General features: G+C 37.7%; 10 protein-coding genes and 1 pseudogene. 10 read left to right on the top strand and 1 reads right to left on the bottom strand.

From position 1 onward, the window contains the following. The first annotated feature begins 256 nt into the window (after nucleotides 1-256). The 8 genes and pseudogenes from ABXH34_RS12885 to ABXH34_RS12850 all read left to right on the top strand — a co-directional run bounded on the left by ABXH34_RS12885 (nucleotide 257) and on the right by ABXH34_RS12850 (nucleotide 13,209). Complete coding sequence (locus ABXH34_RS12885) at nucleotides 257-928, top strand: hypothetical protein (protein WP_353572294.1); 672 nt, start codon at nucleotides 257-259, stop codon at nucleotides 926-928. 336 nt (nucleotides 929-1,264) lie between these two features. Then, a pseudogene (locus ABXH34_RS12880) lies at nucleotides 1,265-1,534 on the top strand (transposase); the annotation flags it as partial. Nucleotides 1,535-1,772: 238 nt separating this feature from the next. After that, complete coding sequence (locus ABXH34_RS12875) at nucleotides 1,773-1,937, top strand: hypothetical protein (RefSeq protein WP_353572293.1); 165 nt, start codon at nucleotides 1,773-1,775, stop codon at nucleotides 1,935-1,937. Nucleotides 1,938-1,993: 56 nt separating this feature from the next. Continuing rightward, nucleotides 1,994-2,290 carry a hypothetical protein gene (locus tag ABXH34_RS12870; protein WP_353572292.1) on the top strand — a complete coding sequence of 99 codons (297 nt, stop codon included), beginning with the start codon at nucleotides 1,994-1,996 and terminating at the stop codon, nucleotides 2,288-2,290. Between the two features lie 194 nt (nucleotides 2,291-2,484). Further along, the gene (hemF, locus tag ABXH34_RS12865; protein ID WP_353572291.1) at nucleotides 2,485-3,393 is read left to right on the top strand and encodes an oxygen-dependent coproporphyrinogen oxidase; all 909 of its coding nucleotides are present in this window, start codon (nucleotides 2,485-2,487) and stop codon (nucleotides 3,391-3,393) included. A gap of 103 nt (nucleotides 3,394-3,496) precedes the next feature. Further along, a complete protein-coding gene (locus tag ABXH34_RS12860) occupies nucleotides 3,497-6,304 on the top strand; it encodes an ATP-binding protein (protein ID WP_353572290.1) in 2,808 nt (935 codons plus the stop codon). Nucleotides 6,305-6,477: 173 nt separating this feature from the next. After that, complete coding sequence (locus ABXH34_RS12855; RefSeq protein ID WP_353572289.1) at nucleotides 6,478-12,036, top strand: PAS domain S-box protein; 5,559 nt, start codon at nucleotides 6,478-6,480, stop codon at nucleotides 12,034-12,036. 3 nt (nucleotides 12,037-12,039) lie between these two features. Continuing rightward, a complete protein-coding gene (locus ABXH34_RS12850; RefSeq protein WP_353572288.1) occupies nucleotides 12,040-13,209 on the top strand; it encodes an ATP-binding response regulator in 1,170 nt (389 codons plus the stop codon). Nucleotides 13,210-13,285: 76 nt separating this feature from the next. Here the strand turns inward: ABXH34_RS12850 and ABXH34_RS12845 are convergent, their stop codons facing one another. Next, nucleotides 13,286-14,422: an FAD-dependent oxidoreductase gene (locus ABXH34_RS12845; protein WP_353572287.1), complete on the bottom strand. Its 1,137-nt coding sequence runs from the start codon at nucleotides 14,420-14,422 to the stop codon at nucleotides 13,286-13,288. Between the two features lie 293 nt (nucleotides 14,423-14,715). Between ABXH34_RS12845 and ABXH34_RS12840 the strand changes: the two genes are divergently transcribed. Continuing rightward, a complete protein-coding gene (locus tag ABXH34_RS12840; protein WP_353572286.1) occupies nucleotides 14,716-15,330 on the top strand; it encodes a phosphoribosylanthranilate isomerase in 615 nt (204 codons plus the stop codon). Further along, nucleotides 15,327-15,820 (top strand): pyridoxal-phosphate dependent enzyme (locus ABXH34_RS12835; protein ID WP_353572285.1); only part of this gene is annotated, 494 nt, incomplete at its 3' end. The genes ABXH34_RS12840 and ABXH34_RS12835, both read left to right, overlap by 4 nt.

Raw genomic sequence — 15,820 nt, 5'->3', positions numbered from 1 at the left:
TTTGCAATTCCTGAACACTCACCCTTTGTTGTTGCTCGATTAAGGAGACTTATATCTATATAGCTCGTTACCAAGCACGGTAGGTTGGGTTGAGGAACGAAGCCCAACATTTATTGTTTAAGAAAGCTGCAATTTTGTTGAGCTTCCTTCGTCAGCACAACCTACGCGGGCTATTTTATATAGGTAACAAAATGGAGCAGAAAGTAAATTTGAGGTTTATTTATTTTCTGCTCTATATAATTTAACGAGTCAAACCATGCTATCTACTGTTGATTATTTACTGCTTGATTATGTATCAGAATACAAAATTCCACTAAACATTTTTGTGCAACCTAATGTTGGGGAGATTTTAAATAAACCTGACCATAACTTATCTACCATAGAGTTAGCACTTCGCTTATGTCATCTTGTAAATGAAGAACTTATCATTATTGCTAATTCAGGTACTTGCTTAGCTTCTTTAAATGAAATATCAGATACTTTAAAAAATGAGCCGAAATCAAATCAATATGATTTTGACAAGAGGTTTGAAGTAAAATTGACTGAAAAAGGGGGAAATGAGTGGGAACATGTATTTCTCCCTGATTGGCGTAAATATTGGTCTACTGAAGTCACTTTCGGAGAAACTGAACATAGTGAAGAAGAGTGGCTCTTAGAACAAGCAAATTTGGCTTCACTCAATGACATAATTGAATTTAGGAAAAAACACTTAATTGTGAAAGATGATAAATTTTCCATCAAAAGAATCACGCCATGGGATGCAACCTATTGGAAAAGACTTCCTGAAGTTTACCAAGCCTACTTTATTGTTATTGAGGATTTAATAGATGAAATGCCAAATGATTATAAGAATGAGCTACATAATCGCTTGTCCTCTTGGAGAAGAAATTGGAAACTCTCTTACGATGGTACATTAGAGCTGGAATAAACGTTGTGTTTTAGCGCGGTAGGTTGGGTTAAGCCGACATTCCGCACGGACAAAAGATAAAATAATATTTATAGTCATCAGCGCGGTAGCGCGGTAGGTTGGGTTGAGGAACGAAGCCCAACATTTATTATTTAAGAAAACTACAATTTTGTTGAGCATCCTTCGTTAGCACAACCTACGGATGTATTGTGAACTTAACAACTGCCAACCGCTCTTTGTCGCGTTCCCACGAGCGTTGTGGGAATGCCTTCACAATGTGCCACGTTGAGTAAATTCATGACGCAACGCGTCTGGATTGCATTCCTACGCGCCGCGTAGGAACGAGACAAGCACACTCGTATTATAACTGGTGGCGGGGCTCATAGCGTAACACTTGAGCAGTTTACTTGGGTTAATACCATGATTGCTAATGTTAAAACCGCTATCATTGGACTCTATCATGCAATTCAACATAAACATTTTCCTCGCTACTTAGCTGAATTTTGCTATCGGTTTAATCGACTCTTTCAACTTGATCGTTTACTACTTCGTTTAGATTTTGTCGCTCTCAGAACGCATCCCTTGCCTTATCACCTTCTTATTTTGGCTGATCATTATTACAGGTAATCAGGAATATATTAGTGTTAGCCATGGGGTATAAAGGGATCGCAATTCCGCTGTTGTGGAGGTTTTAGACAAGAAAGGCAACTCAAATACGGCAGAACGTATCGCTTTGCTGGAGAGATTCTTAAAGCTGTTTGGCAAAAATAAAATTGCGTATCTCACAGCAGACTGTGAGTTAAAGGGCGGAAAATGGAATGGATAGGGTTTTTACTAGAAAATGATATTCCTTTCAGGATTAGAATTGCAAATAATACCCAAGTCAATCATCATCATACCATGGACTATTACTCGTTTGCTTCCAATCAAAACCCAAGAAGTGATGATGCTCAACAAACCTTGTATCGTTTGGGGACATAAAGTCTATATTGGCGCAACTCGCACCACAGCATGTCATTATCATCAGTAACATTAAGGGACAACTACTTACAGATTATCTCAAACGTTGGGAAATCGAAACCCTTTTTGGCTGTTTGGAATCCCGTGGCTTTAACCCTTGAACAATCTCGTATGCGTCACCCTGAAAGACTCTCTAAACTGTTTGCTATTCTTTCTATAACCTTTGCTTGGTATTATCGGGTTGGGGAATGGCGTAATAAAATCAAATCTATACGTAAACTTAAACATAAAAGACCTGCTTATCCTCTATTCCGTTATGGCTTGTATTTTATCGCTAGTCTCTTTCTTACTTCTTCCTCTCTACATCAACATTCCAAACCCTTGCCGAAATTATCAGAAATTAGTTTTTATTATGAATTATAAACTTAGTTTATGTCATGTTCTGAGATGATAGAGTTATCAACCAAGTCCATTTTTAATATATGGATATGGGTGTATGACTCGTTGAGTTTTATCAATTGAATAGATAACATATATAATTCAAAGGATAAAGGGTATATTTTGGATATGAACGTGCTATGATTTACTGTATTGCATCACTCTAAAATATGATTATCATGCCCCAAATTGAGACTCAGGCAGTTAAAAACTATTTATTAGATTTACAAGACAGGATTTGTATAGCTGTTGAAAAAGTGGAATCTAAACAACAGTTTATTCAAGACCAATGGGAACGTGAAGCTGGCGGCGGTGGCCGTTCTCGCATTCTTACTGATGGTGAGGTGTTTGAACAAGCGGGGATTAACTTCTCCCATGTGTATGGCAAACAACTGCCCGCTTCAGCGACTGCTCAACGTCCAGAACTGGCTGGCTGTCAATTTCAAGCCATGGGCGTATCACTGGTTATTCATCCACGCAATCCTTACGTTCCCACATCCCACGCGAATGTACGCTTTTTTATCGCAGAAAAACCCAATCAAGAGCCAGTATGGTGGTTTGGTGGTGGTTTTGATCTCACCCCTTATTATCCTTATGAACAAGATGTACGAGATTGGCATCAAGCGGCAAAAAATATCTGTCAACCTTATGGTGATGATGTGCACCCACGTTTCAAAGCTTGGTGTGATGAATACTTCTATTTAAAACATCGGAATGAACCACGCGGCGTAGGTGGTCTATTTTTTGATGACTTGAATCAGTGGGGGTTTGAGTCTAGTTTTAGCTTTATGCAAGCGGTAGGTAATGGCTATTTATCTGCGTATTTACCAATCGTTGAACAACGTAAAAATATTGATTTTGGCGAATGTGAGCGTGATTTTCAACTCTATCGACGTGGACGCTATGTTGAATTCAATTTACTCTATGACCGTGGTACTTTATTTGGCTTGCAAAGCGGGGGGCGAACCGAATCAATATTGATGTCATTGCCGCCATTGGTAAAATGGAAATATAACTGGCAACCCGAACCCGATTCACCTGAAGCAGAATTATACGAAAAATATTTAACTCCGAAAGATTGGGTCTGAGCATTTTTGATTTAAAGCCATGGCTATATCTATAACAACAACATTATCAGTTAATTGTTGCCAACTACATTAACTGATAATTGTGCATCAGAAACGATTTCCTATGAAGTTTTCAAACAAAATATTATTGTTATTTTTAGGCTTTTTATTAGGAATTGGCACTTTGCTGAGCTTATTTCTATATAACACGGCCACTCGTGCAACTGAACTAGAAATTAAAGCCCATCTATATGCTCGGGCAGTCTATGGCATAGATAAAATTGATAGGCTGTTATTTGAACGCTCGGCGGATATCAATGCGATGGCAAAAGACCCGTATATTCTGGCTAATATCACAGATTCTGAAAATGTGGATTTACTCACTTTACGCCTACTGCATTATCGAAATACTTATAAGTTCTACTTCGCGATTTCCATTTATGACCATAATCAGGCAAAAATTGCAGATACCTCAAGTTTAAATATAGGCCAAGCAGCGCCTGATTCAATCTGGGTCAAACGGGTTTATGAACAGAAAAAACCCAGTACAGCCGAAGATATATATATGACGCGGCAAGCCTCGATCATGATTTTTGCAGCACCAATATTGGATAGTCAAAATCATGTTATTGGTGCAATGGTTGCTGAAATGAATACGGACTTAATATACCAAGTATTAGGCCAATTAAACTTTAGAAATGATGCAACTGAAAAAACAGATATTTCCATTGATTTAGTCAGTTTTGAAGGATTAATTCTATATTCCAATCATAATCCTAAATATGCTTTAAAAAAGAAAATTGATTTAAATAATTTAGACTATTTATCTGACCATTTTTATACTTATGCCAATCAAAAAGGTTATTTAGATTTTAAAGGCAATAACTGGACTTTAATTGCGCATCTGCCAATTGAAAAAGCCTTTGCATCGATAATCCAATTGCGTAATCAAGCTATTATTGTGGGCTTAATCTTATTGGTCATTGCCACTGCGAGTGTATTTGCTTTTTCGCGCCAGATTATTATGCCGATAACCGTTCTGGAAAAGTGTGCTCAGCAATTGGGACAAGGTGATTTCTCTATTCGTGCCCCTATTTTATCCAATGATGAAATTGGCCATCTTAGTCGCACTTTTAATCACATGGCGCAACTGATAGAGCAGCAAGTAAGCCAAATGCAGGAATTTAAAACTATTTTTGATATTAGTGCAGACATGATATTTGTACTCGAAGCCAGTACCCAACATTTTATTTATATCAATCAAGCAGCCGCTGACCAGTCTGGTTATGACATAAAATTATTATTGCGCATGACTCCTTATGATTTATTGCCAACTGATAGATATCCTGAAATTAAAAGATTATTTGATGCCTTAGCACAAACCGAGAATGGCATTCACCTATATGAAACCGTGATGTTGCGTCAAGATGGCTCAACATTTCCTGTTGAAATCCTGATTCAATATGTACAGTTAAATACTCACGAAAGTCATTATATTGCGATCGCCCGTGATATTACTGAACGTAAACAAGCGGAGCAGGCATTGCAATACGCCAAAGAAAAAGCCGAGCGGGCAAACCAAACTAAAACCGTGTTTTTATCCAATATGAGCCATGAATTGCGTACCCCGTTGAATGGCATTTTAGGTTATACCCAAATTCTAAAATTGGAAGACGACTTATCCCAACGGCAAAAAGAAGGCATTGATATTATTCATCAAAGTGGTGAATACTTGCTGACCATGATTAATGATATTTTAGACTTATCCAAAATTGAAACAGATCAATTAGAGTTGCATCATAGCGAATTTCATTTGCTCAAATTATTACACAATATTGTTGATTTATTTCGGTTGCGAGTACAACAAAAAGGCATTCAATTTATTTTTAACCCGAGCCAAGATTTACCACAAACAGTACTCTCTGATGAAATCCGCTTACGCCAAGCTTTAATTCATATTTTAAATAATGCGCTCAAATCAACCTCTCAAGGTGAAATCCGCTTAGAAGTCTATCGAGTAGAAGAAAAAATTCGTTTTATAACCCAAGATACAGGCGGGGGAATTTCACAACAAAATATTGCCCAAGTTTTAAACCCATTTAAGCAGATGGATGCACGTGGTTTTGAAGTTGAAGGAGCGGGATTGGGTTTGGCGATTACTAATAATATTGTGAAATTAATGCAGGGCGAATTTAAAATTGATAGCCAACTAGGGCAAGGTAGCTGTTTTACCATTGATTTAACCCTACAGGAAATTGATAGCACACACCAAATCAGTCAATTTGATACAGCTAAAGCCATTACAGGTTATCAAGGCTCTGTTTTAAGTATTTTTGTTGTGGATGATGAATGGGAAAGTCGTCAGACACTGGTAGAAATTCTCAGCGCATTAGAATTTAAAGTATGTGCTTTTAGTCATTATCAAGACCTATTGCCACAACTTCAAAAGACTAAACCGGCACTTATTATTTCTGACCTTGTTCTATTAATAAAATATATTAAAACAGAAAATCTAGCATTAACAGATATTCCCTTGATTGTAACCGCTGAGGATATGTATGAACATCAAAAGGGCGGTTTAGATTATAATGCTTTGATAGCAAAACCAATTCATATTGAAGAGTTATTAAACCAATTACAAAGAATTTTAACAATTAACTGGCAGTACAGTAATCAAGATACACAATTAGAACAAGATCAAAACCTTGCTGTCCAAGCAGAGCAATATTGTCAACTATCTCAGCAACAAGCCAATACCTTTTATGACTTAGGAAGAAAAGGCGATATTATGAGCTTAATTCAGGAAGCAGAACAATTAAAGCAAGACCCCTGCTTAATAGCACTTGCTGAGCAAATTATTCAATTGAGTAAAGATTTTGATGCCGATGCTGTATGTCAACTTGTAGAACCATTTACAGAGCAATCTGCCTGATGAAAAAGCATATACTTCTAATCTATTTCCTTGTTTATATTCTGATTGCTATATCTTATTGGCTGTTAGAAAACCTTATTTGGCAAAGCAGTCGTGATATACATTTCATCATTGAATTAACAGGTTATTTATTCCTTATAATGGGAAGTTTCTATTTTTTATACCAATCTTGGATGCAAAGTAAAAAAATTGAAGGACAACTAAAACTTAAAGTCAATGAATTTAAACAATATAAAGCATTTATGGATTTAAGCTTAGACGGCTTTTATGCTTTACACCCCAAGACCATGGAGTTTTTCTTTGTCAGTCAGGGTGCTTATCGTCAATTAGGCTATGATTCTGAAAAAAATGAATTATTAGGCAAAACCCCATTAGATATTGATTGTTCATCCAATTTTGATGTAGTTGAGCAAGAGTTATTGATTCCATTGCTGTCAGGCGAATTGGATATTGCCAAAGCTGAAACACAACACAAACGCAAAGATGGTTCAACTTTCCCTACCGAAGTCATTATTCAAAGTATTGAGCTTGAATCTTATGGTCAATGTTTTATTGCTGTAGCCCGAGATATTTCAGTCCGTAAAGAAAAAGAAACCTTACATCAAGGCTATCAACAACAATTACAAAAAGAAATTGAGCGCAAAACAAAGGCCTTAGAAGATAAGAATCAAGAGCTTATTAATCAAGCCGATACAATGACAGAGGCTAATTTACAACTTAAAGAAGAAGTGTATAAACGCCGTCAAGTGGAAGCCGCATTGCGGGAAAGTGAAGAACGTTTTGGGTTGGCATTGCAAGCCTCTACGGATGGCTTATGGGACTGGGATATCAAATTAGGCACGGTTTATTTTTCTCCACAATGGAGAGCCATGCGTGGATATGCAGAAGATGAGCTATCAAATCAGCTGGAAGAATGGAGCAGTCGGGTTCATCCTGACGACATTGACCATGCTATGGTTGCTGTTGAACAACATTTGGATGAACAAACATCCAGTTATGAAAGTGTTCATCGGGTGCGGCATAAAGAAGGGCATTATCTTTGGGTGGTCGATACAGGGATTGCGTTGCGGGACGAGTTAGGAACACCGTATCGGATGGTTGGCTCGGAAAAAGATATTACAGCACAAAAACAGGCTGAGCAGGCATTACAAGAAAGTGAACAACGTTTTGCACTGGCAATTAAGGCCGCAAGCGATGGTTTATGGGATTGGAATTTAGAAGATAATTCAGTGTTTTTTTCTGAACGTTGGAAAGGAATGTTGGGTTATGAAGATCATGAATTACCTAATGCTTTAGAGACATGGAAAAAACTGCTACATCCCGATGACTTAGTTATTGCAGAAGCTGATATTACAGCCTATGTGAATAAGACCACAGATAAATATGAAAATATTCATCGTCTACAGCATAAAAATGGACATTATATATGGATTTTGGATCGTGGTATTGGGCTTGAAAATGAAGAAGGTCACTATACCCGCTTTATTGGTACGCATACGGACATCAGTTTACAGAAACGCGCTGAGCAAGCATTGAAGGAAAGTGAGGAACGTTTTGCACTTGCGTTACGGGCTTCAAATGATGGTTTATGGGATTGGAATTTAGAAACCAATACTTTATTTTTTTCTGAACGTCTGAAAAGTATGCTTGGCTATGCAGATCATGAATTTGAAAGTACATTTGAAGCTTGGCAACAATTACTCCATCCAGACGACCTCGAAGTTACAACCCAGCAAATTCAAAATTATTTAAATGGTCAGATCGATAAATATGAAAATATCCATCGTTTACAGCATAAAGATGGGCATTATGTATGGATTTTAGATCGTGGCATTGGGCTTAAAAATGAAGAAGGCCAGTTTGTTCGCTTTATAGGGACACATACTGATGTCAGTTTACAAAAACAAGCAGAGCATGTCCTCAGTACTTATAGTGAAAAATTAGAAAAAGAAGTTACAACTCAAACCCAAGCATTACATTTCAATGCCATTGAATTAGAAAAACAAAAACAAAAATTCACTACTATTTTGGATAGTTTAGAAGCCGTTGTCTATGTTGCCGATATGGATACTTATGAGCTTCTGTTTGTTAATGAGTTCACACGTCGAACGTTTGGTGATGATTGGCAAGGTCAATTATGCTGGAAATATATTCAGCAAGAGATGACAAACCCTTGTGACTTTTGCACTAATTCAAAGTTACTGGATGACAATGGTAAACCTACGGGTATTCATAAATGGGAGTTTCAAAACTCGACAAACCATCATTGGTATTATTTACAAGACCGTGCGATTGAATGGGAAGATGGGCGTTTAGTACGCTTAGAAATTGCCACGGATATTACCCCCGTTAAAGAAGCAGAGCAACAAAAACGTTTAAATGAAATGCGTTTACAAGGCTTTTTTGAACAATCATTGATTGGTATGGCCGTCACCAGCTTAGAAAAAGGCGTATTACAAGTTAACGATAAATTGTGTGATATTTGGGGTTATTCACGCGAAGAATTATTAGTAATAGATTGGACAAAAATCACTTATCCTGATGATTTGGCACTATTCAATCGTTTAAAGGCGGGTGAAATTTCAGGCTATAATTTAGAAAAACGCTTTATTCGCAAAGGTGGTGAGGTTATCTATGCTGATATTGCAGTAAGCTTGATTAAAAATCAGGAAAATGACTCTGATATGGTGATTGTTACTTTGATTCAAGATATTACTCAGCGCAAAAAAATTGAACAGGCTCTAAAAGATAGTGAAGAACGCTTTTCGTTAGCAATGCAAGGCGCAAATGATGGTTTATGGGATTGGGATATGGTGCAAGACACCTTGTATTTCTCACCACGCTGGAAATCCATGATTGGCTATGAAGATGATGAGTTGATTAACTGTTTTGATACATGGCAAAATCAATTACATCCTGATGATATTGAAACAGCTTTGGCCACCATCACCCAATATTTAGAGAAAAAAATCCCTAATCTTGAATTTATCTTCCGTATGCACCACAAGCAAGGTCATTACGTGTGGGTTTTATCGCGCGGTTATGCGATTTGGGATACTGAAGGTAAACCCATTCGTGCGGTCGGTACACATGTTGATATTACCGAACGTAAGGCGTTTGAATCCAGTCTGCGCGAGAAAGAAGAATTATTAAAACTGGTGATTAACAATATTCCTCAATATATCTTTTGGAAGGATAGACAAAGTTGTTTCTTAGGCTGTAATGATAGCTTTACTAAAGCAGCAGGCGTTAAAAGTATGCAGGACTTATTAGGTAAAACTGACTTTGATCTGCATTGGAAAGACATGGCAAACAAGTTTTATGATTTTGAACAAATGGTTATGGAAAAAGATGAGGCTCAGCATTACATTGATACCTATATTGGAACTGATGGTGAATTGGTTTGGGTCGATATTAATAAAATTCCATTACATAACAGTAAAAGCGAAGTTATTGGCTTACTCGGTACAGCAGAAGATATTACTGAACGCAAGAAAGCTGAAAGCGAATTACATCTTGCTAAATTTACGATGCTCAATTCACCTGATGGAGTAGAGTGGATCGCTCCAGACTCAAGCTTACTCTATGTAAATAATACTGAATGTGATGATTTAGGTTATAGTCGTGATGAATTGCTTAATATGGGTATTATGGAGATTGATCCAAACTTCCCTTCTTCTGAAGCTTGGGATGATATTTGGCACATGGCAAAAACAGAAGGTGGTTTTTCAATTGAGACCGAACACGAACGCAAAGATGGTTCAATATTCCCAGTCGAAGTACGCGGCACTTATTTAAACTATGAAAATAAAGAATTCTTATGTACTTTTGTCCGTAATATTACAGGACGTAAACGCACTGAACTAGCGATTAAAGAAGCCAATACTCGTTTTGATTTAGTTAATCAAGCGGCGAATGAAGGTTTATGGGATATGCAGTTTTTAAATCAAAACGATTTATTACATGGAGATAGCCCAATTTGGTACTCATCTAAATTACGTGAATTATTAGGTTATCAAGATGAAATTGAGTTTCCAAATGTAGTTAGTAGTTGGACTAATGCCTTACATCCAGAAGATAAGCCATGGGTTATTGAACTCTTTTTGGAGCATCTTAATGATTATTCAGGTGAAACACCTTATAACGTTGAGTTTCGTCTAAAAATTAAAGCAGATAAATATCGTTGGTTTAGTGCTATAGGTACAACGCTACGTGATGAACAAGGTGTACCCACTCGGATTGCGGGCTCTTTACGAGATATTTCTGAACGTAAACAAGGTGAAGAAGTGCTCAAAATGGCGATTAAAAATGCGGATAGTGCACGTAAACAAGCAGAAATTGCCAACCAAGCCAAAAGCACGTTCTTGGCGAATATGAGTCATGAATTACGCACGCCACTGAATGGTATTTTAGGTTATACCCAAATTCTAAATCGCGACCCAGATATTAACCCGAAACAATTAGAAGGTATTAATATCATTCAGCGTAGTGGTGAATATTTACTGACTTTAATTAACGATATTCTGGATTTGTCAAAAATAGAAGCGGATAAAGTTGAACTGTATCCAATGGATATTCATTTTGCTGGTTTTTTACAAGGCATCGTTGAACTATTCCAAATGCGTGCGGAACAAAAGGGCATTTCATTCATTTACGAACCTATAAGCCTATTACCTGAAGGGGTTCGGGCAGATGAAAAACGTTTGCGCCAAGTATTAATTAATTTGCTAGCCAATGCAGTGAAATTTACCGAAGCAGGTGGTGTTTGCCTAAAAGTTGGCTATCGTGACAAGCGTTTACGCTTTGAAATTGAAGATACAGGAATGGGTATTCCAGAGCAAGATTTAGAAAATATCTTCTTACCCTTCCATCAATCAGGTGATAAATACTCAAAAGCAGAAGGCACAGGCTTAGGTTTATCCATTACAAAACGTATTATTGAAATGATGGAAGGCGAGTTGCATGTAAAAAGCAATATAGGTAAAGGTAGCTTATTCTGGTTTGAGTTGGAATTACCCGAAGTGTTCAATTTGGTAAAACACAAGCCAGCAGAAAAACCTGTTATTATTGGCTTTGAGGGTAAAGCACTCAGCATTTTAGTTGTTGACGATAAAGATGAAAATCGTTCCGTATTACGCAATTTGCTCACGCCATTAGGATTCCAAATTGTTGAAGCAAGTAATGGGCAGGAAGGTTTAGACGTATTACATCAGCAAAAAGTAGACATTATTTTAACTGACTTAGTGATGCCTATCATGGATGGCTTTGAATTAGCAAGACGAGTACGTTTAGCTGGCGTATATGATGCCTTGCCAATCATTGCAGTTTCTGCCAGCGTATTTGACTATCATCAAAAACAAAGTGTCGATGCAGGGTGTAATGAGTTTATTCCCAAACCGATACGAGCGGATGTATTATTAGACCGTCTACAGCATTATCTTCATTTGGAATGGACTTATGACCGTGATAAAACACAGTCAGTAGCAACCGACACGCAAAATAGTGAACATGACTTTGCGACAGATGGGAGTTACGCACTCAGTGCAGAACAGGCCGATATCTTATATGATTTAGCAATGCAGGGGGATACGATGGGATTAATAGCTTATGCACAACAATTATCTACAAATGATAATACATTAACAGCCTTTACTGCTAAAATAACTCAACTTGCAGAAGATTTTGAAGATGAGCAAATTTGCGACCTCGTTCAACCTTATAGGGAGATGTAGTACGTGAGTAGTGCCAACACTAGCCATCTGGGTACCATTTTAGTTGTAGATGATGTACCAGCTAACGTCAAGGTTTTGATGGATTTTTTGACCGCCAATGGTTTTAAAGTGCTGACGGCAAAAGATGGACAGGCTGCGATTAAGCGTGCTGAATATGCTAAACCAGATTTAATCTTACTTGATGTCATGATGCCCGTAATGGACGGCTATGAAGCCTGTAAAGTATTAAAATCTCAAGAAAGTACGCTTGATATTCCCATTGTCTTTATGACTGCATTGGCTGATACGACTGACAAAGTGAAAGGTTTTGAGCTTGGTGCATCAGATTACATTACGAAGCCATTTCAACAAGAAGAAGTTTTAGCTCGGGTTAATAATCACCTTAAAATAGTCACGTTACAAAAGCAGTTACAGCTACGAAATACAGAGCTGGAAAGTTTATATTTAGAACAGAAACAGGCAAGACAGGCAGCAGAAGCTGCAAGCAAAGCTAAAGATACGTTTTTAGCCAATATGAGTCATGAATTGCGCACACCATTAAATGCCATTATTGGTTACGGTGAAATTATTCACGAGGATGCTTTTGAATTAGGTTTTCGAGATATTTTACTGGATTTAGACAATATACAATTAGCTGCCAAACAATTACTTGATTTAATCAATGACGTATTGGATTTAGCCAAGATTGAAGCTGAAAAAATGGAGTTGCAAATTGAGGAAATAGAAATTTGTGAGCTTATTAAAAATGTCGTGATCTTAATTCAGCCAATTATCAAGAAAAATAATAATGAACTGTTCGTGGCTTGTCCTGAAGGTCTAGGCATAATACAGACGGATCGTAAGCGTATACAACAAATTTTACTTAATTTACTCGGTAATGCTGCAAAATTTACGAATGATGGCCATGTTCATTTAATCGCACGGCGAGAGGATGATAAATTATTTTTTGACGTGAAAGATACAGGCATTGGTATTGAACAAGAAAAAATAGAAACTATTTTCCTGCCTTTTTTACAAGGTGATAATTCGCGTACTCGCAAATATGGCGGCACAGGGCTTGGCTTGGCTTTATGTCAACGCATTTGCCAAATTTTAGGCGGACAGATTTTGGTCAGTAGCGAAATTGGAAAAGGCAGCCAATTTACCATAGAGTTAAAAGTAGATATTTCGTAGGTTTTTACGCAAGATTTTACATCTCAGGACTGCCCATTATTCAATGGTAGTCCTAAGCGTAAGAAATAACCATCATCTATGCTGACAGTTGTTTTATGTATGTCATCCGTTTTTTCACCGCGTCTTGCGCCAAAATAAAACCAAGTAATTGACCAGACTTGGATTCAAAGCGTGCTTCCAAACTATTCTCCGTTTTATCAATATGCCACTCACCTGTTGCCTGAGCATCTGGCAGTAAAATATTCAATGGATACAGTGGCGTTTTTACTGTAATCGGCACAGTAGGGTAATTAATTTCAGTCGCCTCACCTGTCAATGTTTTCGCCAATGCCTTAGCACCATTCATTAGCGGCGCAATATAAAGTAAATTCTGGCCATTCATTTCCACACAATCGCCTAAAGCATATATATTGTCCACACTGGTTTTTAAATAGGTATTTGCCACGATGCCGCGATTAGTTTTTAAACCTACTTGCTGGGCTAAATGAATATCAGGACGTAAACCTACTGCGGATAAAACTAAATCCACCTCTAGCTGTTCGCCATTATTTAAATACACTTGGTAAGCATCTGCTTTTTTATCAATTTTTGCGATAGTGGTCTGTAAATGCCATTGAATCCCTGCCTCTTGTAATTTTTCTTGTAACTCAAGCCCAATCGTGTTAGGTAATAAACTACTCAAAGCATATTGATCGGGGCCAATAACATGTACTTGTTTATGCGCATTTAACAAATCATTGGCAAATTCACAACCGATCAAACCCGGACCTGAAATTGCCACTCGTTCTGCATTTTGTAATTTTTGTCGAAATAGGTGGTAATCAGTTAAATTATTCACGGATAAAACATCTTGTGCACCATTTCCTTCAACTGGAATATGAATCGGTGCAGCACCGACAGCAAGCACTAAGTTCTCATATTCAATCGCCTCATCTTGTAGCCAAAGTTGCTGTATTTCAGTGTCAATACGTTCTACAAAAGCATGGGTACGAATTTCTGCTTGTAAGGTTTCAGTCATGGCTCTAGCAGTAGATATAGCTAATTGTTCAGGCGTTTTATTCTGACCTAAAGCATTGGATAGCATCGGTTTAGAATAATTAACCCCATCATCAGCCGTAATTAGTAAAATTGATTTTTCTGTATTCAAACGTCGAATTTCACGCGCTAAACTGTAACCTGCTAGACCTGTCCCAATAATAACAATGTGATACATTCCATTTCCTTTTTAAGAGATAATTATTTTTACACGATTGAATAACTATCACGCCTCAATAAATTATACATGTTTTATTATCAGCCATAAAAATCAAGTTGGGATTGAGAATGTTGTTGAACTTAAATCAACGCTTCAACAAAAAATGATTGAAGAGCTTGCTCAAACTCAGCTTGACTGACAGTTATCACTGCGTAATTTGAGTGATTAAAACGCTGATAATTTTTTTGTTAATTGATAATTACTCTGGGTTGATTGATAATTGTTGATTGATAACCGTTAACTGAAAAAAGATGCGAACTAGAGTCAAAATTTGTGGGATTACCCGTCCAGAAGATGCGATTAATGCCGCTCTCTTAGGTGCTGATGCGATTGGTTTAGTATTTTATGCTAAAAGTCCACGCGCGGTGAATATCGAACAAGCCCAGACGATTATTCAAGCTCTGCCTGCATTTGTCACCACCGTCGGCCTATTTGTTGATGCAGATGCAAATGAAGTCAAAAATATCTTAAACCATGTTCCTTTGGATATCGTGCAATTTCATGGTGAAGAATCCCCTGAGTATTGTGTTCAATTTTCCCGACCGTATATCAAAGCCTTGCGGGTGAATGAATCCAGCCAGATTGAAGTATTCGCACAACAACATTATCAAGCCCAAGCTATCCTACTCGACACTTATGTGAAAGGGGTAAAAGGTGGCACAGGTCAAGCATTTAACTGGCAACTTGTGCCAAAGCAATGTAGTCAGCCGCTTATCATTGCTGGGGGATTGACACCTGAAAATCTGCCCCAAGTGATACAACAATTAAACCCTTATGCTGTAGATGTCAGTGGTGGTGTTGAGCAAGCCAAAGGCATTAAGGATAAAGCCAAAGTTGCAGCATTCATTAAAGGAAGTCAGCTATGAGCACAGATTTACACACTTTACCTGATGAATCAGGCCATTTCGGTATTTATGGCGGCAAGTTCGTTGCAGAAACCTTGATGCAGCCATTGGAAGAATTACGCCTTGCTTATGAAAAATACTTGAATGATGCCGAATTCTTGGCTGAGCTGCATGATGATTTACACCATTTTGTAGGCAGACCTTCACCTCTTTATCATGCTGTGCGTTGGTCAAATATATTGGGTGGAGCGCAAGTCTATTTAAAACGTGAAGACTTAAATCATACGGGGGCACATAAAGTCAATAATACCGTTGGCCAAGCTTTATTAGCCAAGCGTATGGGCAAAACCCGCATTATTGCTGAAACAGGTGCAGGTCAACATGGTGTTGCATCAGCCACTGTTGCTGCACGGATGGGTTTGGAATGCGTCGTTTATATGGGTGCAGAAGACATTAAACGTCAGGCTTTAAATGTATATCGTATGAAATTGCTCGGCGCGAAAGTTGTGCC

The organism is Candidatus Albibeggiatoa sp. nov. BB20, assembly GCA_016744725.1.
GTDB lineage: Bacteria > Pseudomonadota > Gammaproteobacteria > Beggiatoales > Beggiatoaceae > Albibeggiatoa.
This window is presented reverse-complemented; position numbering and strand designations above follow the sequence as displayed.